General features: G+C 57.2%; 17 protein-coding genes and 1 pseudogene. 9 read left to right on the plus strand and 9 right to left on the minus strand.

The genetic code is table 11. The features are described 5' to 3' along the window. The 3 genes and pseudogenes from glnA to hspQ all read left to right on the plus strand — a co-directional run. Positions 1–237, plus strand: a pseudogene (glnA, locus tag RT613_RS21500) (glutamine synthetase); the annotation flags it as partial. Between the two features lie 152 nt (positions 238–389). Further along, on the plus strand, positions 390–1,328 hold the full coding sequence (locus RT613_RS21505) for a DMT family transporter (RefSeq protein WP_313618422.1): 939 nt from the start codon (positions 390–392) through the stop codon (positions 1,326–1,328). 49 nt (positions 1,329–1,377) lie between these two features. Further along, a complete protein-coding gene (hspQ, locus tag RT613_RS21510; RefSeq protein WP_192490977.1) occupies positions 1,378–1,707 on the plus strand; it encodes a heat shock protein HspQ in 330 nt (109 codons plus the stop codon). Positions 1,708–2,167: 460 nt separating this feature from the next. Here hspQ and RT613_RS21515 read toward each other — a convergent pair whose 3' ends face one another. Next, entirely contained in the window at positions 2,168–2,815 is a 648-nt protein-coding gene (locus tag RT613_RS21515; protein WP_313618423.1) for an invasion associated locus B family protein, read from the minus strand. A 276-nt stretch (positions 2,816–3,091) separates the two neighbouring features. Here RT613_RS21515 and RT613_RS21520 point away from each other — a divergent pair, with 276 nt between their 5' ends. From RT613_RS21520 to RT613_RS21535, 4 genes are all read left to right on the plus strand, one after another. Continuing rightward, positions 3,092–4,921, plus strand: coding sequence for an extracellular solute-binding protein (locus RT613_RS21520; RefSeq protein ID WP_313618424.1), 1,830 nt, complete (start codon positions 3,092–3,094; stop codon positions 4,919–4,921). Positions 4,922–5,043: 122 nt separating this feature from the next. Then, on the plus strand, positions 5,044–5,715 hold the full coding sequence (locus RT613_RS21525) for a DsbA family oxidoreductase (protein ID WP_313618425.1): 672 nt from the start codon (positions 5,044–5,046) through the stop codon (positions 5,713–5,715). Positions 5,716–5,771: 56 nt separating this feature from the next. Then, positions 5,772–6,716, plus strand: coding sequence for a DMT family transporter (locus RT613_RS21530; RefSeq protein WP_313618426.1), 945 nt, complete (start codon positions 5,772–5,774; stop codon positions 6,714–6,716). A 165-nt stretch (positions 6,717–6,881) separates the two neighbouring features. Then, entirely contained in the window at positions 6,882–7,883 is a 1,002-nt protein-coding gene (locus tag RT613_RS21535) for a hypothetical protein (protein WP_313618427.1), read from the plus strand. 4 nt (positions 7,884–7,887) lie between these two features. Here the strand turns inward: RT613_RS21535 and mfd are convergent, their stop codons facing one another. Together mfd and RT613_RS21545 are read right to left on the minus strand one after the other, a co-directional pair. Beyond that, positions 7,888–11,385, minus strand: coding sequence for a transcription-repair coupling factor (gene mfd, locus RT613_RS21540; protein WP_313618428.1), 3,498 nt, complete (start codon positions 11,383–11,385; stop codon positions 7,888–7,890). Between the two features lie 124 nt (positions 11,386–11,509). Continuing rightward, complete coding sequence (locus RT613_RS21545) at positions 11,510–11,806, minus strand: succinate dehydrogenase assembly factor 2 (protein WP_313618436.1); 297 nt, start codon at positions 11,804–11,806, stop codon at positions 11,510–11,512. Positions 11,807–12,127: 321 nt separating this feature from the next. On the opposite strand from RT613_RS21545, the gene recG reads away from it, so the two are divergent. Both recG and RT613_RS21555 read left to right on the plus strand, forming a co-directional pair. After that, positions 12,128–14,233 carry an ATP-dependent DNA helicase RecG gene (recG, locus tag RT613_RS21550; RefSeq protein ID WP_313618437.1) on the plus strand — a complete coding sequence of 702 codons (2,106 nt, stop codon included), beginning with the start codon at positions 12,128–12,130 and terminating at the stop codon, positions 14,231–14,233. 16 nt (positions 14,234–14,249) lie between these two features. Continuing rightward, entirely contained in the window at positions 14,250–14,537 is a 288-nt protein-coding gene (locus tag RT613_RS21555; protein WP_313618429.1) for a hypothetical protein, read from the plus strand. Between the two features lie 595 nt (positions 14,538–15,132). On the opposite strand, the gene RT613_RS21560 is transcribed toward RT613_RS21555, so the two are convergent. The 6 genes from RT613_RS21560 to RT613_RS21585 form a co-directional block, all read right to left on the minus strand. Further along, entirely contained in the window at positions 15,133–15,786 is a 654-nt protein-coding gene (locus tag RT613_RS21560) for a DUF502 domain-containing protein (RefSeq protein WP_313618430.1), read from the minus strand. Between the two features lie 38 nt (positions 15,787–15,824). Further along, positions 15,825–16,331: an N-acetyltransferase gene (locus tag RT613_RS21565; protein ID WP_313618431.1), complete on the minus strand. Its 507-nt coding sequence runs from the start codon at positions 16,329–16,331 to the stop codon at positions 15,825–15,827. Continuing rightward, entirely contained in the window at positions 16,328–18,154 is a 1,827-nt protein-coding gene (gene glmS / locus RT613_RS21570) for a glutamine--fructose-6-phosphate transaminase (isomerizing) (RefSeq protein WP_313618432.1), read from the minus strand. Before glmS ends, RT613_RS21565 begins: the two co-directional genes overlap by 4 nt. 102 nt (positions 18,155–18,256) lie before the next feature. Further along, positions 18,257–19,618, minus strand: coding sequence for a bifunctional UDP-N-acetylglucosamine diphosphorylase/glucosamine-1-phosphate N-acetyltransferase GlmU (glmU, locus tag RT613_RS21575; RefSeq protein WP_313618433.1), 1,362 nt, complete (start codon positions 19,616–19,618; stop codon positions 18,257–18,259). A 166-nt stretch (positions 19,619–19,784) separates the two neighbouring features. Further along, positions 19,785–20,507: a FadR/GntR family transcriptional regulator gene (locus tag RT613_RS21580; protein WP_313618434.1), complete on the minus strand. Its 723-nt coding sequence runs from the start codon at positions 20,505–20,507 to the stop codon at positions 19,785–19,787. 323 nt (positions 20,508–20,830) lie between these two features. Next, a partial coding sequence (locus RT613_RS21585; RefSeq protein ID WP_313618435.1) for a BMP family ABC transporter substrate-binding protein occupies positions 20,831–21,515 on the minus strand: 685 nt, incomplete at its 5' end.

Genomic DNA, 21,515 nt, shown 5'->3' on the forward strand with positions numbered 1-21,515 from the left:
CCAATGGACAAGGACCTTTACGACCTTCCTGCCAAGGAACTGAAAAAGATCCCAACCGTTTGCGGCTCACTGCGTGAAGCGCTGGAAAGCCTCGACAAGGATCGCAAGTTCCTCACCGCCGGCGGCGTATTCGATGACGACCAGATCGACAGCTTCATCGAGCTGAAGATGCAGGAAGTCATGCGTTTCGAAATGACCCCGCATCCAGTCGAATTCGACATGTACTACTCGGCTTGATTTTGGATATGCGCTGGCTCTGCTGGCGCATTTCTTTTTTAAGCGGCGGCTCACGGGCCGCCGTTTTTTATGACTTCAACATCTCGGGTCACCCGTTCAGGCACGCAAACATGCGCCATGCCCGCCCACGGTGACCGAACTGGAATACGCATATGACAGCAGACACCTCGCAACCCCGGCCAATCGACTGGGTCATCTTCCTCCTTGCGCCCCTCTGCTTTGCCACCAACATCATTTTTGGCCGCGGTGTCATCGGTGAGGTCTCGCCCTTTACCACCGCCTTCATTCGCTGGACGGCCTCGGCGTTGATCATGGCACCCTTTGTTTATGCCGATCGCAAGGCCTGCATCGCCTTTGTCCGCGACCACAGCCTGTTGTGGCTGGTCATCGGTTTTCTCGGCATGGGCATCTGCGGCGGCGTGGTCTACTGGTCGCTCACCTATACATCTGCTGCCAATGGCACGCTGATCTACACCACATCGGCGCTGTTCATCATCATCTTCCAGCGCATGTTCCAGAACCGTCCGATCCGGCTGCTGGAAGTGGCCGGCATGATCATTGCCTTTGCCGGTGTTGGCGTCATCGTGCTGAAGGGTAATCTCGATGCACTGCTGCATCTTGATTTCAATCTTGGTGACTTCGGCATCCTGATGGCCGCCATTGCCTTTGCCGTCTATTCGCTGCTGCTGCGCAAGCGCGAAGTCAATGTCATGAAATCCTTCAGCCTGTTCGGCCTGATTGCCGCCTCCGGCGCACTGGTGCTGTTGCCAATGACTGTCGTGGAGTTTGCACAAGGCGGCAGCCTGCCAGTCACCGCAACCGCGTGGTTGAAAATGAGTGGCATCATCCTGATCGCGTCACTGGCAGCATTCCTGTGCTTTACCCATACGGTGCGAGTGTTCGGCCCGACCACGGCGGGGGTAACGCTGTATCTGATGCCACCGATCTCCATTGTTCTGGCCTGGCTTTTTCTTGCCGAGACTTTCGAAACCTATCACGGCATTGGGATCGTTCTGGTCATGTCTGGCGTTATTCTTGCAACAGCCCCAACAGGGCGTCGCTTGAAAGGCCCAAAAACCGGAAACACTTGATATCTGCGCAAAGACGTCCCAAATTATTCTTCGAAAGGATGTTTCAGCCATGAAGCAAAGAAATGCAAAATTCACGATCGGAGAAGTGGTTCGTCACAGGATATTTCCTTTCCGTGGCGTCATTTTTGACGTCGATGCGGAATTTTCCAATACGGAAGAATGGTGGAACTCGATACCGGCGGAAATCCGTCCTGAACGCGACCAGCCCTTTTACCATTTGCTGGCCGAAAATGATGATACGGAATATGTCGCATACGTATCGGAACAGAACCTGATCCATGATGACAGCGGAAAACCGCTGCGCAATCCCAACATCACCCGGATCTTCGACACCGATTCCGGCGGCCACTTGAAGCCCAAGCCGATCATGTCTCACTAAATCATAAGAACCGGCCTTAAAGGCCGGTTTTTTGTTGGCGACGCGCGGGGGAGAAAACATAACCCCTCACCTGAAAAATCTATCACTTAGCAAGCTAAGACGATGATTTTTCTTCCTCTCCCACAGGGGGAGAGGTAAGGCGCCAAGCGGTGCGGCATCCACCCATCTCTTCCCTTGTGGGAGAGAAAGCGATTTCAACATGTTGAAGCGCGCGAAGCCATAAGTGTTAGAAATCGCAAGTGAGGGGTCTGGCCCAACACACCACTCCAACGTCATCCTCGCCCCTGTGGCGAGGATCTAAGCCGGTGCCAAATATGCAACGTGATTAGATTCTCGGGACAAGCCCGAGAATGACGACGAGTGCATGGTGCCAAGCCTACCCCAACGCCCCGCCCAAAAAAACGCACATAAAAAAACCGGCCACAGGGGCCGGTTTTTCACGCCATCCATATGGATGAAATTATTGTGCAGGGGCAGTCTTTGCAGCTTCCTGGGCAGCTTCCAGCTTCTTGCGAGCCTCTTCTGCCTTCTTCTGCATGCCTTCCTGCAGCGTGCGCTGGCTTTCAGCCAGCTGCGACTGCGAGATTGCTTCGCCATCAAAAGCGCCGGTGAATCCGGTCAGGGCAATCTTGATCGGGTTTGGAGCGCGGCGGAAGTTGATCGAGGTGAACACAACTTCGTTGCCCTTCTTGAGGCTGGCGATCATCGCGTCGGTCAGCGGCACTTCAGCGGTGCACTTGTCTGGAAGGCACACGGCGTAGTCCAGCTTGACGCCCTTGGCGCCATCGATCTGCATCATCACGCCTGGCGGAATGAGACGTGCGGACGGTACGGAAACCTGCAGGATCTTGCGGTTTACCTTGCCTTCAACGCTGATGAGGCCAACAGCGGTGATCATCTGGCCGTTCTGTGCCAGAACAACGTTCTGAACAACGCAGACATCGTTGTCTTCCTGCTTGGAGCAGGTCTTGAACCAGCCGAGTGGCGGTGCGCCAGCCGGAGCCGCAGCCTGCTGAGCCTGGGAAATGGCCGGGGCGGAAACGGCACCAATGGAAAGAACGAGAGCGGACAGTGCTGTCCGGGTGAACTTGTTTGCCTTGTACATCATAAGAGTTCCGTCTCCTGAAATTCGGTCGGGTCAGTTTTGAACCTATGCCCGTCGTTGGCGCGATCCGCTTACCCGTTCAACTGTCTGTCAAATGAGGCAAATGCGTGACCCACCAATTCTGGCACACCTGTTACATGCGCAAAGCGTCGATATCCAGCTTTTCTTTAAGAATTTTGACGACTGCCTTAAGATTTCCAGACCATTCATGTCTGTAGACTGACGCCTGTGGTAAATTCCGCGGGAATCAGACAACCGACTTCCGCATAGGAGATTGAAATGCGCAGATGCCTGATGGCTGTCATCCCGGTACTGCTGTTCAGCAGCGCAGCACTGGCCGAACCTGTCCATGGCATTTCCATGCACGGCACACCTGCCCTGCCCGCAGATTTCAAGAGCTTTCCTTACGTGAACCCTGACGTCAAGAAGGGTGGCCGAATTGCCTATGGTGTCGTTGGCACATTCGACAGCCTCAACCCCTTTGTTCTCAAGGGCATGCGCACCACCGCACGCGGTGTCTGGGACCCGGATTTCGGCAATCTTTTATACGAACCGCTGATGCAGCGTTCCAATGACGAACCCTTCTCGCTTTACGGCCTTTTGGCCGAAAGTGTCGAATGGGACGAGGAGCGCACCTACACCCAGTTCAACCTCAACCCCAAGGCGCGCTGGCAGGATGGCAAACCGGTAACCCCGGAAGACGTGATGTTCACGCTTGAACTGTTGAAGGAAAAAGGCCGCCCGCCGTTCAACAACCGCCTGAGAGCAGTTGAAAAGATGGAAAAGGTCGGTGAACACGGCGTGCGATTTACCTTCAACGACAAGGCAAACCGCGAAACGCCCCTGATCCTGGCCTCCGCCACGCCGATCCTGCCCAAACATGCCACTGATCCGGAAACCTTTGAGCGCGCCGGTCTTGGACCGGTGGTTGGTTCCGGCCCTTACAAGATCAAATCCATGCGGCCGGGTGAACGCATCGTCTGGGAACGCGACCCGAATTATTGGGGCAAGGATGTGCCCTCAAAGGTCGGTTTTGATAATTACGACGAAATCAGCATCACCTATTTTCTTCAGGTCACCGCCATGTTCGAAGCCTTCAAGAAGGGCGATATCGACATGTACCCGGAAGGTGACGCCATCAATGGCAATGCCGATTCGTCCCATTGGGGTTCGGCCTACAACTTCCCCGCCGCCAATCGCGGCGACGTGTTGAAGGAAGTGTTCGAGCCGCGCCTGCCATCGGGCATGTTCGGTTTTGTGTTCAACACCCGCAAACCGATCTTTGCTGATGAAAAGGTGCGTGAAGGCCTGTCCTATGTGCTGGATTTCGAATGGCTGAACCGCAACATTCTCGGCGGCGCTTTCAGCCGCACGCAAAGCTACTGGCAAAATTCCTCGCTGGGTGCCTATGGCAACCCGGCCGATGAAAAGGAACTGGCGCTGCTGGGCGATGCCGCCAAGCGCCTGTCGCCAGAACTGCTGGCCGGCACCTACACCATGCCGGTCACAGACGGCTCGGGCGCTGACCGCAAGGTGCTGCGCAAGGCCGTCGATCTGTTGCAGGAGGCCGGTTACAAGATCACCGATGGCCGCATGGTTGATGCCAATGGCCGGCAACTGGCCTTTGAGGTAATGACCCAGAACCCGGCGCAGGAACGTATCGCGCTGGCTTTCCAGCGTTCGCTGAGGCTGATTGGCGTCAACATGGCCATCCGCTCGGTGGATGACGGCCAGTACCAGTCACGGTCCAATACCTTTGATTATGACATGATCATCCGCTCCTTCCCGTCATCGCTGTCGCCGGGCATCGAGCAATATAACCGCTGGGATTCGACCTCGCGCGACGCTCAAGGCAGCTTCAATTATGCCGGAGCGGCCGATCCTGACATTGACCGCATGATCGAGGCCTTGTTGCAGGCCCGCTCGACTGAGGATTTTGAGGCTGCGGTGCGTGGTTATGACCGCCTGCTGGTATCAGGCCATTATGTCATTCCGCTGTATTACATCGGTGCACAATGGGTGGCACACTGGAAATATCTGGCCAAACCGGATGTTACCCCGCTGTTCGGTTATCAAAAGCCGGTTTGGTGGGACGCACGCGCGCAATAACGTTGGCTACTCCGGAGTAACTCGTGACACCGTGCCACTGGTTACCTCGACGTAACTGGTTGAAGGACGGCGTTGAAATGCATAAATGCCTCCACACTGTAATTTTGACGTAAGGAAACACCATGCTGCGGCTTACTATTGATATCGTTTCGGATGTGGTCTGCCCATGGTGCTACCTCGGCAAGGCGCGGCTGGATCTGGCCATTGCCGAAGTGCAGGACGAGATCGGCATCGACATCAACTGGCGTCCTTACCGCCTCAACCCAGATTACCCGCCAGAAGGCGTGGACCACCAGGTTGAACTGGCCAAGAAGCTTGGAGGCAAGGACCGCATGGACAAGGCCCACGGCATTTTGACCGATCTCGGCAAGGAAGTTGGCATCAACTTCGACTTTGAGGCCATCAAGATCGGCCCCAACACGCTGGATGCGCACCGCCTTGCACTCTGGGCCCATTCCGAGAACCGCGAATTGCAGGACAAGGTCATTTCCCTGCTGTTCAAGGCCAACTTTGAAGAGGGTCGCAATGTCGGTGATCACGCCGTTCTTCTCGACATTGCCGAGCAGGCTGGCATGGACCGCAAGGTGGTTGAAAAGCTGCTGGCATCCGACGCCGACAAGGACACAATTGTCGCCGAAATTGATGCAGCGCAGCAAATGGGCGTTAATGGCGTGCCATTTTTCATTGTAGATCATCAGTACGCTATAAGCGGTGCACAAACTGCGGATGTTTTGGTCAATGCTTTTAAAGAGATTGCAAAACTCAAAGAGCAGGCTCATAGGGAATTGAACTGACCGCCAGACCTCCCGCTGTCGGCACTCCCCGCACTTAAAAACTCGAGTTTGATCCTGTGTTCGACAGCACACTGAAAGGCATTCTTATTGCCTTTGCGTCCTTCGCCGCATTCGCCTGGAGCGATGCCAGCGTAAAATTGATCGAGGGGCAGATCTCCCCCATCGAATCGGCCTTTTTTGGTGCCGTGTTCGGTATGGCTGCCCTTCCATTCCTGAAAAAACGCAATGACCAGTGGCGCGATATCATGCGCACCACCCACCGCCCTTTGTGGCTCTTGCGTTTTGTCTCGGCCGGTCTCGGCTCCATCGGCAGCGTCACCGCCTTTACCCACCTGTCGATGGCGGAAGCCTTTGCACTGATCTTCCTGCTGCCCTCCTTCGTCACCATCATGTCGGTGGTGTTTTTGAAAGAACAGGTCGGCATCAAGCGCTGGTCGGCTGTCATCATCGGTTTTGTCGGCGTATTGATCATTCTGCGCCCCGGTTTCCGTGAACTGTCGATCGGCCATCTCGGCGCGATCATCGGCGGCCTCAGCGGCGCGCTTTCCATCGTCATCTTCCGCGCCATGGGCCCGTCGGAAAAGAACATTTCGCTTTATGGCGCTGGCGTTCTCGGCGCCTTGTTCATCTGTGGTCTGGCGATGATCCCGGACTTCCAGCCGCCCAATGCCGAACAATGGCTGTGGCTGGCCGGATATGGCCTGTTTGCCGCCCTTGCCAACGTACTGTTGATGTATGCCGCGCAATATGCGCCAGCCACCGTCATTGGCCCGACGCAATATAGCCAGATGTTGTGGGCGATCCTGTTCGGTTATCTGATCTTCGGTGACCATGTCGACAGCTGGATGCTCTGCGGCATCGTGCTGATCATCGGGTCCGGCATGCTCACACTGATCCGCGAAAAACAGCGCCACACGCCGCTGCCAAGCTCCGTTGCCGCCGACCAGAACGCCGCACTGGCGATCACGCCGGAAACCGAAAACACCGACACCAAGGCGTAAAAACCTGCTTTGAGTACAGTGCCCCGAAACCCGCTGTGGTTTCGGGGTTCAAGTCCCGCCATCAGGCTTGAACCTGCCATGGCTGGCAATCACAGGGCATGACGTTTAAACCAGAGTGACATTCCCTCGATTGAGGGTCAGCGCATAGTTCACATCTGGCATGTCATGATACCCGTCGCACTTCCTTCCGTCGAATTTCTCGCCATTGTCGGTCTGCTGTTCCTCACCACGCTGGTGTGGTTTGTCTGGACCATTTGGTTGCTGTTTTTCCGCAAAAGCCAGAAACCCTGGGCAAACCACTGGTTTGCACTCTATGGCCTGACGACTTTTCCAGCCCTGTTCACCCTCTACCATGTCGTGACCTTTTCGCTGGAGATGCGCGCGCTCGACAGAGAGCACGAGAAAAACTTTGCACCGACACTGACCAGCAGCGAGCGCATCGGCCAGATTGATATGCCCGAAGGCACCAAGCTGCGCCTGGCGGTTGCCCAGAAACCGGAATCATTCGGCCGCGCCACCTTCCCGCATACGGTCGAGATTGCCGGCATCAACGCGCTGGCTGTCGATCGTTACATCGCCATCACATATGACGACAGTTACAATGTCACCGGTTTTGCGCCGGATAATATGCGGGTCGTCGGCGAAGGCACGACGCAGCAGCAGGGCTGGACCTGCCAGGCAACAACGCCAGTGGAATTTGATGTGCAGGAAGATGGCAGCATCAAAGCCTTCAAGCGCTGCGTGCTGGCGGCAGGTAACATGGCAGATGGCATAGACCTGCCAGCAGGCACTGAAGTCTGGACCTCGACTGGCAATGTCTACACGTCAGGTTTTATCGATACCGACCGCTGGGTGCTGGACGTGCGGCAGGGCAAAACCGTGCAGGTTGACGGGCTCGAACTGACCGGCCCGCGCATCTTGCTGGATGAAAACCGAAAACTGCATGAAATCAGCGGCGCGACCTTGGCAAAGGATACGACGTTTGGCGCCAACACCTATGCCGCTGGCACCATTGTGCGGTTCAATCCGCTGCACCTGCGCGACACGCACCCCGACGCCTGGCTGATGACGTCGAAGGAAGGCGTCGAGGATGACGCCATTCTGCTGCCGCCTGATGGCGAAGTTCTGGACCGGACGGGCAAGGTGCTGACCACCCTGCCCCGATAGTGTCTCAGCCCTTCGCCAGCTCTGCCAGCTGCGTCATGACCATGGCAGCACCGGCCAGACGTTTTTCCGGCGTTGGCAGGTCGCGGGTCAGGAACACGCTGTGGTCCGGCCTGATCTTGGCCAGCGATCCCTGCTTGCTGATGTAACCGACCAGACCGGCCGGGTTCGGGAATTCGCGGTTGCGGAACTGCACGACAACGCCCTTCGGGCCGGCATCCAGCTTTTCGACATTGGCAACACGGCACAGCGACTTGATGTAAACCACCTTGAGCAAGTGCTGTACCTCCTTCGGCAATGGGCCGAAACGGTCGATCATCTCCGCGCCGAAACCATCGATCTCCGACAGCTCGGTCAGTTCGCCAAGGCGACGGTAAAGCGCCATGCGCAGATGCAAATCCGGCACATAGTTTTCGGGGATCATCACCGATGTGCCAAGCGAGATCTGTGGCGACCAGCCGCTTTCCTGCACGTCGTCATCGCCCTTCACTTCGGCAACCGCTTCTTCCAGCATCTGCTGGTAGAGTTCGAAACCGACTTCCTTGATATGGCCGGACTGTTCTTCACCCAGCAGGTTGCCGGCACCACGAATGTCAAGGTCATGGCTGGCTAGCTGGAAGCCGGCACCCAGCGTGTCGAGGGACTGCAATACCTTCAACCGGCGCTCAGCAGTGGCCGTCAGCACCTTGTTAACCGGAAGCGTAAACAGCGCAAAGGCGCGCACCTTGGAGCGACCGACACGGCCACGCAGCTGGTAAAGCTGTGCCAGACCAAACATGTCGGCACGGTGCACGATCAGCGTGTTGGCGGTTGGCACATCAAGCCCGGATTCTACGATGGTGGTAGACAGCAGCACATCATATTTGCCGTCATAGAAGGCATTCATGATGTCTTCCAGCTCACCGGCTGGCATCTGGCCGTGCGCGACGGCAACGCGCAGCTCCGGCACATCCGATTGCAGGAAGGCATGAATGTCCGCCAAGTCAGCCAGACGCGGGCAGACATAGAAACTCTGGCCGCCACGGTAATGTTCGCGCATCAAAGTTTCGCGGATAACCAGCGCGTCAAATGGCGAAATGAAGGTACGAACCGCCATGCGATCCACCGGTGGCGTGGTGATCAGCGACAACTCGCGCACGCCGGTCATAGCCAGCTGCAAGGTGCGCGGAATGGGCGTCGCAGACAGCGTCAGAACGTGAACGTCGCCTTTCAGCTCCTTCAAACGTTCCTTGTGTTTGACACCGAAATGCTGCTCTTCGTCGATGATCAGCAGGCCAAGATTGGCAAAGCTGATGCCCTGACCGAGCAGCGCATGGGTGCCGACAACGATATCCGTCTTCCCCTCGGCCACTTCCTTTTTGGTCAGCGCCAGTTCCTTGGTGCCGACAAGGCGAGAGGCCTGCTGCACGCGGATCGGCAGGCCACGGAAACGCTCTGAGAAGGTGCGGAAATGCTGGCGCGCCAACAGCGTGGTTGGCACGACAACCGCCACCTGCACGCCGTTCATGGCGGCGAGGAAGGCAGCACGCAGCGCAACTTCTGTCTTGCCAAAACCCACGTCACCGCAAATCAGGCGGTCCATCGGCCGGCCAAGACCAAGATCGTCGCGGATGGAATCGATGGCGTTCAGCTGGTCTTCGGTTTCATCATAGGGGAAACGCGCCGCAAACTCGTCGTAAAGACCATCCGGTGCCACAAGCACCGGCGCCTTGCGCACCATGCGTTCAGCCGCCACGCGAATAAGATCGCCAGCCATGTCAAGCAGGCGTTTCTTGAGCTTGGCCTTGCGCATCTGCCAGGCGCCACCGCCCAACTTGTCCAGATGTGCTTCTGCGGCGTCCGATCCGTAGCGTGACAGCAGGTCGATGTTTTCAACCGGCAGGAACAGCTTGGCCTCATCGGCATAATGCAGCTCAAGGCAGTCGCGCGGCGCACCTGCCGCCTCGATGGTGCGAAGGCCAACAAACCGGCCAATACCATGTTCGGCGTGAACGACCAGCGATCCCTCATCGAGACCTGCGACTTCCGAAATGAAGTCGGCGGCCCGCTTGCGGCGCTTGGAACGGCGCACCATACGGTCGCCGAGAATATCCTGCTCGCCAATGACGGCGAGATTGCCGGTTTCAAAGCCGGATTCGAGGCTGAGCACCGCAGAGGCCGCCTCCCCCTTGCCGAGTTTTTCGACCTCTTTCAGCGCCTGTACCGGCTTGATCTTTTCAAGCCCATGTTCGTTCAGCACCTGCAACAGGCGGTCAAGCGAGCCCTCGGACCAGCCGGTGATCAGCACCTTCCAGCCCTTGGCACGACGCTCGGCAATATGCTTGACGGCAAGGTCAAACACGTTGACGCGTTCTGCCTCAGCATTTTCAGCATTGGCACGCGCCCAGCGTGGTCCGGTATGGGCATCCAGCGTTGCAACCGGGCGTCCGGTCGCATCATGTTCATTAAATGGTGTCAGGCGAATGGCGCTAACCGTATCCAGCGTCTGCTCAAAACCCTTGGCATCGAGATAAAGCTGGCCGGGAGACACCGGCTTGTAGGGCGCACCCTGCGTGGAACCCTTGGTCTCGCCTGACGTGCGGCGGGCATCATAATAATCCAGCACCAGCTTGGAGCGTTCGGCGGCTGCCTCGCGTGCCGTATGGTCGGTGACGATGCGGAAGCCGGCGAGATAATCAAAGGCCGTTTCCAGCCGCTCGTAAAACAGCGGCAGCCAGTGTTCCATGCCGGCATAACGGCGGCCTTCGGATACGGCCTGATAAAGCGCGTCGTCGCGGGTCGCGGCACCAAACAGCGACAGGTAATTTTTGCGGAACCGGGCAATTGTATCCGGTGTCAGCGTCACTTCGCTCATCGGGTTCAGATCAAGCGAACGCGCCTGCCCGATGGTGCGCTGGCTGGCCGGATCGAAGGTGCGGATGCTTTCCAGCGTATCGCCAAAAAAGTCCAGGCGCACCGGCTCTTCCGTGCCAGGAACGAACACGTCGAGAATGCCACCGCGCACGGCAAATTCGCCGACTTCACGCACAGTTGCGACACGGTCAAAACCGTTGCGCTCCAGCCGCGCGGCAATGTCATCCATGCGGATCTGGTTGCCGGGCTTGGCCGAAAACGCCAGGCTTTCAATGATGTCGCGCGGTGCCATCTTCTGCAGCATGGCATTGACGGTGACGAGAACGATGGCCGGGTGCGGTTTCTTGCCGTGGCTGATCAGGCCGGACAGTGCGGCCAGCCGTCTTGCCGAGGTGTCGGCACTGGGTGACACGCGGTCATAGGGCAAGCAGTCCCAGGCCGGCAGGGTCAGCACCGGAATGTCAGGCGCCACGAAACCCAGCATCTGCTCAAGATCGGCAATACGCTGCCCGTCCGACATTACGTAAGCAACGGACTGGCCGGTGCGCGCCATCTCGGCAAGCAACATCGCTTCCATGCCTGACGGCACGTTGCCGATGGTCAGGGATGTGTCGAAGGAAAGAACTGTCTTGGCGTCAAAACCGGGGATCATGGCGTATTACTTTACAAACTTGACGCAGGCCGCAGAAAAACAGATCCGTTTTTGCGAAACGACATGCGTAAAAACAAACAGTTAAAGCGTGACGCATGAAACCGGTTCATGCAACCTGCCCTTATCAGCGTGTTACCGGGTCAAAATCAGGGCGGTAGGATGCAATGCGTTCAAAAAGCGGGGTCTGGAACCGTTCCGGCACAGGCAGAGCGCCCGTCACCATCTTGACGAGGTCATTGTCTTCCTCGTCCATGATGACCTCCAGCTCGTCGAGCTGCTCATCCGTGAGATCGGCGATATTTTCCTCGGCAAACTGGCCAAGCACCAGATCCATTTCGCGGATGCCGCGATGCCAGCAACGGTAAAGGATCCGTCTGCGACGCTCGTCAAGGTCCACGCTGCTTCTCACCAGTCCTGTCATCGCATTGTCCTTTGCTGTCAAGGTCGTGCCTGCAGGGGTCTTGTCCATTGATCTGCCGTTCCAGACCCACCCTCAGACCCCGTGCTTTTGACAGGCCGGAGGTAGAGGAGAACATCACGGGAAAACAGCCGGACTTGAAACTGCAGCGCGCCCTTCAATCTTTGCTTCGTCTATTGCGATGTCCTATAGAACAGGACAGGAACGTTTGGGAACCTGTTTTGTGCAATTATTTGCACGCCACGGCAAAACTGTCGGTAAAAAAACGCTGTTTATCGGCTGGCGGCCCTTGCATTGCGTGACACCTTCCCCGATTTTGCCGCCATGCGCCCAACACTGCTTGATCCCCTGTTTGCATCTGTCTCGACACTTCAGGGCGTTGGCCCGAAACTGGCCGATCTGCTGGCCAGACTGCTGGGCCGCGAAAACGCCGATGATTGCCGTGTCATTGACCTCCTGTTCCACGCTCCCTCTGGCGTGATCGACCGCAGAAACCAGCCCGGCATTGCGCTGGCACCGACCGGCTCCATTGTCACCATCAAGGGACGTGTGGACCGCCACCAGCCGCCGCCACCGGGCAACCGCTCGGTTCCCTACCGCGTGTTCATCCATGATGACACCGGCGAACTGGCGCTGACCTTTTTCCACGCCAAGGGCGACTGGCTGATGAAGGCGCTGCCGATTGACGAAGAGGTGCTGATCAGCGGCAAGGTCGACTGGTTTAACGGCCGCGCCTCCATGGTGCATCCGGATTTCATGGTCAAAGCCTCGGAGGCAGAAAATCTGCCACTGATCGAACCGGTTTATCCGCTGACCGCAGGCCTGTCACCCAAGGTGCTGCGCAAGTCGATCGATACCGCCGTAACCCGCCTGCCCGAACTGCCGGAATGGATCGACGAAACCCTGATGCTGCGGCAGGGTTTTCATGACGCCAAAGAAAGTTTCCGCCTGCTGCATGACCCGCGCGATGGGCTGGATATCGATCCGCAGTCGATCAGCCGCCGCCGGCTGGCCTATGACGAATTTCTGGCCGGACAGCTTTCGCTGACCCTGGTGCGCCAAAGGCTGCGCAAGGTGGCTGGCAACCCTGTCGTCGTGAAGGGCGACATGGCCGCCCGCATCCTGCATGCCTTGCCCTTTTCCATGACCAACAGCCAGAAGGCGGCGATCGAGGACATCCTGAAAGACATGGCCGGTGATACCAGAATGTTGCGCCTGTTGCAGGGTGACGTCGGTGCCGGCAAAACCCTTGTGGCGCTGATGGCCATGGCAACGGTGGTTGAGGCCGGTGGACAGGCGGTGCTGATGGCCCCGACCGAAATTCTCGCCCGTCAGCATCACGCCACAATTTCGAGGTTCGCCGCTGCCGCCAATATTACGGTCGAGGTTCTGACCGGCCGCACCAAGGGCAAGGAACGCCAGGCGATCGAGGAACGTATTGCCTCTGGCGAGGCGCAGATCATCATCGGCACCCACGCACTGTTTCAGGATAGCGTCAGCTACAAGAACCTGCTGCTGGCGGTGGTCGATGAGCAGCATCGTTTTGGCGTGCATCAGCGCCTGCGGCTCACCGCCAAGGGCATCACGCCGCATATGCTTGTTATGACCGCCACCCCCATTCCCCGCACGCTGGTGCTGGCCGCCTTTGGCGACATGGATGTGTCAAAGCTCACCGAAAAACCGGCCGGTCGCAAACCCATCCAGACCGTGACCATCCCGACCGAACGTTTGGGCGATATTATAGACAGGCTGCGCAAGGCGCTGTCTGACGGCAAAAAGGCTTACTGGATCTGCCCGCTGGTCGAAGAATCCGAAGAAGTCGACCTTATGTCGGCCGAGGAACGCCACGGCGTGCTTTCCAAGGCGCTTGGCGCGCCAATCGGCCTCATTCACGGCCGGCTGAATGGCGCAGACAAGGATGCCGCCATGATGGCCTTCAAGAATGGCGAAACCCGTTTGCTGGTCGCCACCACTGTCGTGGAAGTGGGTGTTGATGTGCCCGACGCCACCATCATGGTCATTGAACATGCCGAACGTTTCGGCCTTGCCCAGCTTCACCAGCTGCGCGGCCGTGTTGGACGTGGTGATGAAGCCTCCACCTGCATTCTGCTTTACAAGGGGCCGCTGGGTGAAACCGGCAAGGCACGCCTTTCCATCCTGCGTGACAGTGAAGACGGCTTTCTGATTGCCGAGGAAGACCTGAAACTGCGCGGCGAAGGCGAACTGCTGGGCACCCGCCAGTCCGGCACACCGGGTTTCAAGATCGCCAGCCTCGAGGCCCATGCCGATTTGCTGGAAATTGCCCGCAAGGACGCCGCCTATATGATAGAGCGCGACCCGGAGCTTACCAGCCCGCGCGGCCAGAACCTGCGGGTTCTGCTTTATCTCTACCGCCGCGACGAGGCCATTCGTTTCCTGCATGCAGGGTAATGTCAGGAAAGACATCATGACTAGAGATACCAGACCGCCATCGGCCTATACCAAGGGCTACGCCCTTTGTTCGCCGGATAACATCCTGCAACCGGACAGCTTCCGCCACACGGAAGGCAAGGCCATTGCGTCCAAATTTCGCAAGAAAAAGAAACGCAAGAAACAATGGAAAGAGGCGCAGGACGAAGGCTGGACGGTAAAATTCGTCTATATGCGCATGTTCGTGCCGGTGTTTTATTCCTCCAGCATCGACCGGGCTGAACAGGACAATGACAATAGCTATGACGAGGATGATTACTCGTGAGCGGGTGGTTCGATTCCGGCAAGGGACACCAATACGTAATTACTAGCCCTCCCTCATTCCCGTGCTTGTCACGGGAATCTAGTCATCCCCAGTCCTGGGGATGAAAAGACCCTTTCCGCCGCGCAGACGCGCGTCGACTGGATTTCTGTATCAAGCACAGAAATGAGGACCGTTGAGGCGCCATCTGCACTCTGATCCAAGGTCGATGAGCGAACCATTTTCTCACCGTCATCCTCGCCCTTGTGGCGAGGATCTAAGCCCGCGCCAAATATGCAACGTGATTAGATTCTCGGGACAAGCCCGAGAATGACGTCGAGTTTGGGTCTCGCACGATGATGCGATCGTATGTAGCTCGACCTCAACCCCAACCTCCTCTTCCCTGTGCTTGTCACAGGGATCCAGCAGACGCGCGTCTGTGCGTCAAAAGACATCTTTCCAGCCCCAAGACTGGGGCTGACTGGATTTCTGTGACGAGCACAGAAATGAGGGCCGTTGCGTCATCCTCGCCCTTGTGGCGAGGATCTAAGCCGTCCACCAAAATCGCGAGGTGGTTGGATTCTCGGGACAAGCCCGAGAATGACGTAGGGGGAACTGGCTACCCCGGCAGCTTGAAGTCAGGGGCAACCAGACCGCCCGAGATCAGCAGCTTGGCGCCGTCTTCCGGCGTCATGTCGAGCATGATGATCTTGTCTTTCGGCACAAACAGCAAAAAACCCGCCGTTGGCACCGGCGTTGGTGGCAAGAACACCGCCACCATTTCCTGGCCCATCTCGTTGAAACGGTAGGCCAGTTCGCCCTTGGCGTCAGACGCCACAAACACCATCGCCCAGGTACCAGACGAGGGAAACTCGATCATGCCGACCTTCTTGAACGAGCTGGAATGCTCCTTCAAAACGGATTCGAAGATCTGCTTGAGGCTTTTATAGACCGGGCGCACCAGCGGCATGCGGTTCATGACGGATTCGCCAAAACCGACCACCCATTTGCCAATCAGGTTGTTGCCGAGGAAACCGATGATGGTGATACCGATCATCGCAATCAGCAGGCCAAAGCCTGGAATGGCAATGTCGAAATATTGTTCCGGGTCATAACGCGCCGGAATATAGGGTTTGACCCAGCTATCGGCCCATTGCAGGAAAGACCAGACAATCCAGATGGTTATGGCCACCGGCGCAAGTATGATGACGCCCGTCAGAAAATTGTTCCTGATACGTGAGGCAAACGAGATCTTTAAGGGGTTGTCGGCCATTACTCATTCATTTTGTGGCGGCAATGTCTTGTTGGCGGTCAGGTGCCGACATCGCCGTAAAAACCCGGATGGTAATGCACAATGCCGGATGGCTTGCTGCCATGCAAGCTGAGGAACATGAAATATTCGTTAGGTATGCCGTCGGTGTTCAGTGCCTCGGAATTGAGAAATCCGAAGCGGCCATAATAGTCGGGATCACCCGCCACAACACAACCTGCGGCCTGCATGCGTTCCAGCATATCCAGCCCCGCCTTTACCAGACGGCTGCCAATGCCCTGCCCCTGTCTGTCCGGAGCAACGGACAGCGGGCCAAGTCCGTACCAACTACCTTCACCATGCTCCACGCGGACATGCGAAAAGGCAATGTGGCCAACAATGCCTTCACTGTCTTCGGCGACCAGAGAGATGCTGAGGGCGTCTGCCGCCCGCAGCCGATCAATGATCAGATGCTCGGTCTGATCACTGTGTTCCGCTTCCAGAAACGCCGCTTGCGTGACAGCGGAGATCGCCTCGGCATCAGCTGGCGTTTCCGGACGAATGATCATTCAACCGTCACCGATTTGGCAAGGTTGCGCGGCTGGTCCACATCCGTGCCCATGAACACGGCGGTGTGGTAGGCCAAAAGCTGGATCGGCAGCGAAAACACCATTGGCGTGATGATTTCATCGACATTCGGCAGAGTGATCGTTGCCATGGTCGGCAGCTTGGAGGCCGCAGCACCCTTTTCATCGGTGATGAAAATGATCTTGCCGCCACGCGCTGCCACTTCCTGCATGTTGGACACGGTCTTTTCAAAGAACCGGTCAAACGGTGCAATGACGATGACAGGCATGTTTTCGTCGATCAGCGCAATCGGGCCATGTTTCAGCTCACCGGCGGCATAACCTTCCGCGTGGATGTAGGAAATTTCCTTCAGCTTCAACGCACCTTCCAGCGCCAGCGGGAAGCTGGTGCCACGGCCGAGATAAAGAACGTCCTTGAAGCGCGAGAGATCACGCGACAGGCCTTCGATCTGCGGCTGGATGCTGTTGAGAATGCTGCTCATCACGCGCGGCATCTCGATGAGATGTTTGACGATTTCCTTTTCCTGCTCTGGCGTGATGGTGCCCCGGGCCTTGCCGGCGGCAACCGCAAGCGAAGCAAGCACCGCCAGCTGGCAGGTGAAGGCCTTGGTCGAGGCAACACCGATTTCCGGACCGGCAAGGATCGGGAAGATCGCGTCGGATTCGCGCGCAATCGTCGATTCCTTGACGTTGACCACTGCGCCAATTTTCAGGCCGGCATCCTTGCAGTAACGCAACGAGGCCAGTGTGTCGGCCGTTTCACCGGACTGCGAAATGAACAGCGCGGCCTGTGTCGGCAACAATGGCATTTCGCGGTAACGGAACTCGGAGGCCACGTCGATTTCAACCGGCAGGCGCGCATAACGCTCAAACCAGTATTTGCCAACCAGACCGGAGAGATAGGCCGTACCGCAAGCGGAGATGGCAAGGCTGGACACCTTGGAGAAATCGATAGCAGGATCGATTGGCTTGATGGCGCCAGCAGCAAAGTCCACATAGTGGCTCAGCGCATGCGAAATCACCTCAGGCTGCTCGTAGATTTCCTTTTCCATGAAGTGGCGGTGGTTGCCCTTGTCCACGACATAAGCGGTTGCCTGCGAAATCTGGCGCGCACGGGTGACCGGCTTGCCAGAGAAATCGGTGATTTCAGCACCCTTGTGCGTGACGATGGCACAGTCACCATCCACGAGATAGCTGATTTCATTGGTGAACGGCGACAGCGCAATGGCGTCTGAACCGAGGAACATTTCGCCCTTGCCGTAACCAACCGCAAGCGGCGGTCCAAAACGCGCAGCCAGCAGCGTGTTCGGATCATCCTGGAACATCACGACCAGTGCGTAGGCGCCAGTCACGCGGTTCAGCATGGCCAGCATCGCTTCGCGGTGGCCAAGGCCCTCGCGGGTAAACTTGGCCAGCAGCTGCGCCACAACTTCCGTATCGGTCTGGGTAGTGAACACGGCGCCTTCGGCGGAAAGTTCGTCACGCAGCTCGGAGAAGTTCTCAATGATGCCGTTATGAACAACCGCCACACCATCGATGAAATGCGGGTGAGCGTTGGTTTCGTTCGGCACGCCGTGGGTTGCCCAACGGGTGTGGGCAATGCCTGTCTTGCCAGGCAGAGGCTCGTCAGCCAGACGCTTTTCAAGATTGAACAGTTTGCCCTCGGCGCGGCGACGCGCCATCACACCATTATCAATGGTTGCGACACCGGCAGAATCATATCCACGATATTCAAGCCGCTTCAGCGCATCGACCAGACGCTCCGATACCGGCTGTGTTCCGACAATTCCGACAATTCCGCACATGCAATTCTCCATACGGCACTTCCATGGCCGCCAGTCCTAATCATTTCGCGGAAATCCGCAATTCCGTCGCCGGTCACTTTCGGTTTCGGCCGGTAACGAAGGTCAGGCCTTCTTACTCTTTTCAGCCTTAAGTGCCTTGGCCCGCTCACGAATAACCGTGGCACGACCTTCCTTGATCTCCTGGCGCGCACGGCCAAGCGCCAGCGCATCCTCAGGCACATCTGCAGTAATCACGCTGCCCGACGCCACATAGGCGCCGTCACCAATGCTGACTGGCGCCACCAGCGACGAGTTGGAACCGATAAAGGCACCCTCACCGATTCTGGTTTCGTGTTTGTTGATACCGTCATAGTTGCAGGTAATCGTACCGGCACCAATGTTGCTGCCAGCGCCAACGAACGCGTCGCCAATATAGGTCAGGTGGTTGACCTTGGCGCCAGCACCGATCTCGGCCTTCTTGACCTCACAGAAATTGCCGACCTTGGCATCTGCGGCCAGATTGGCGCCGGGGCGCAGCCGCGCATATGGGCCAACCGTCGCACCGGCGCTGACGTAAGCACCTTCCAGATGCGAAAATGCGTGGATGACTGCGCCACCTTCAATGGTCACGCCGGGTCCAATCACCACATTCGGCTCGATCAACGCATCCTGGCCAATCACCGTATCCCAGGACAGGAAAACGGTTTCCGGCGCAATCATCGACACGCCGGAAATCATCAGCTCGTTGCGGCGACGCTCCTGCCACAGACGCTCGATATAGGCCAGTTCCGCGCGGTTGTTACAGCCGGTCAGTTCGGTTTCCGGTGCATCGATGGCAACGGTCTTGCCACCGAGCGAGCGGGCAACTTCCACGATGTCGGTCAGGTAATATTCGCCCTTGGCATTGTTGTTGCCAATGCGGTTCAACAGGTCGAGCGCCTTGGCACCCTTGATCGCCATCAGGCCGCTATTACACCAGGTAACCTTGCGTTCCTCGTCGGTTGCGTCCTTTTCCTCGCGGATGGCAACCAGCTCACCATTTTCCACCAGCAGACGGCCGTAACCGGTTGGGTTGGCCGTGTGGAAACCAATGACCACAACATCAACATCCTGCGCCAGTTCCGCGCGTGCCGCATTCAGCGTCTCAGATGTCAACAGCGGCACATCGCCGTAAGCAATCAGAATATCGTCGTAACCGCGCTCGATGGCATCCTTTGCCGCCAGCACGGCGTTGCCAGTACCAAGGCGTTCTTTCTGGAAGAAGGCTTCCACCTGCACGTCAGGCCGCTGTGCCGCTTTTGTCACATTGTCCGCATCACGGCCAACCACCAGTGCGGCCGCACTGACGCCGGCACCTGCAACCGCCTGCATGACATGGGCAATCATCGCCCGGCCCGCGACCGGATGCAGAACCTTCGACATGGAGGATTTCATGCGCGTGCTTTCGCCCGCAGCCAGAATGACAGAAAGACAACTACGTTCCATAAAACCTCCGCGCTGCCATGGCGGCCACGCCGCCCGGCGAGCATTTCTTCAATTCCAAACAGTTTGCCGTATTTATACGTTTGCAGAATGAGTTACAGCGCACACCTTAAGAAAATCCACGTTTCGCCCGTAAAAATGGCAGCAAAACGTGGATTATCCGCAAATATCAGGTGCTGGCGCGGGAATTGACGAAGGTCATGATCTGGTTGCGACCGTTCTCGATCAGCGTTTCCATCTGCTTGCGGGCGCTTGTCGCATCTTTGGCACGCAGCGCCTCGACCAACCGCAAATGGGTGCGCGATACATCACCGATCTCGTTGGGATCGGTTTCCGGGTTGCTCATGCGGAAAATGCCGGTCAGCGACGCACGGATCAACGTGCCAACCGTGCGCATGAACGGATTGCCGGACACTTCCGCCAGCATGATATGGAACTCCATATCGGCAATGGCGCGTTTTTCCTTGCTGTAGGCAGGGTCGCCCATGGTGGTTGCCAGCATTTCCAACCGGGCAATGTCCGCATGGCTGGCGCGGCTGGCCGCAAGCGAAGCGGCGAAGGGTTCAAAGGCCTGTCGCATGTCGTAGAGATGCAGCAGGAACTCCTTGTTGATGCCAGCCTCAAAATGCCAGTGCAGCACATCGCTGTCGAACATGTTCCACTTGTCGCGTGAGGTTACACGCGTGCCAATTCTTGCCTTTGGTGCCACCATGCCCTTGGCGGTCAGGGTTTTCATCGCCTCACGCAAAATGGTGCGCGACACCTTGAAGCGTGCCACCAGATCGGCATCTCCAGGCAGGATTTCACCGGCCAAAAATTCACCTGAAACAATGCCCTGCCCCAGCTTGTGAACGACCTGTGCATGGCTTGTGCGCGGACGCGCCACCTTCATGACATTATCGAGATTTTCTCGAACCAAAGACCAAACCCCATTTATTATTATTGGATACTTCTATTGCCGGGCAGGTCTACAACCCGCCTGTAACGATTCAGATGATCACAAAACCGTGATTCCTTCGTAACATCAGGCCGCAAGCAACGCCAAGAAAAACGCAATTTCAACAATTGAGATTAAAACTAAACGAAATAACCGGCCGGCCGCAATCGGCAACGTCGGCCTCACCAGCCGTACAAAAGTCCCGAAGTCTCGGGCTTATCTGAAAAAAGCCGCGCGTTGATGCCGCGCGGCTTTTCCTGTTTCACGACTGCGGCAGATTATTGCGGCAGCTTGTCGTCAACGCCGGCAACGTAGAAATTGAGGCCGAGCAGCGTGCCGTCTTCAGCCTTTTCGCCGTCCTTCAGCCAATCGGAACCGTCCTGCTTCTTGATCGGGCCAGTGAACGGATGCAGTTCACCAGACTTGATCTTGGCTTCGGTTTCTTCGGCCATCTTCTTCACGTCTTCAGGCATGTTTGTGTAAGGCGCCATGGTCAGGATGCCATCCTTCAGGCCGTCCCAAACCGATTCAGACTTCCACTTGCCATCCAGCAGGTCCTGCGTGCGCTTGATGTAATAAGCGCCCCAGGTGTCGACGATCGCGGTCAGCTGGGTTTCAGGACCAGCCTTGATCATGTCGGAAGCCTGGCCGAATGCCTTGATGCCACGCTCGGTCGCAACCTGCATTGGAGCTGTGGTGTCGGTGTGCTGGGTCAGAATGTCGACACCCTGGTCGATCAGTGCCTTGGCAGCGTCGGCTTCCTTGCCTGGGTCAAACCAGGTGTTGGCCCAAACAACCTTCACCTTGAATTCTGGGTTCACGGACTGTGCGCCGAGAACGAAGGCGTCAATGCCCATTACAACTTCCGGGATCGGGAAGGACGCGATGTAACCTGCAAGGCCTTTCTGCGACATCTTCGCAGCGATCTGACCCTGAATGTAACGGCCTTCATAGAAACGCGAA

The sequence above is a fragment of the Agrobacterium sp. genome (assembly GCF_032092815.1).
Lineage (GTDB): Bacteria > Pseudomonadota > Alphaproteobacteria > Rhizobiales > Rhizobiaceae > Agrobacterium.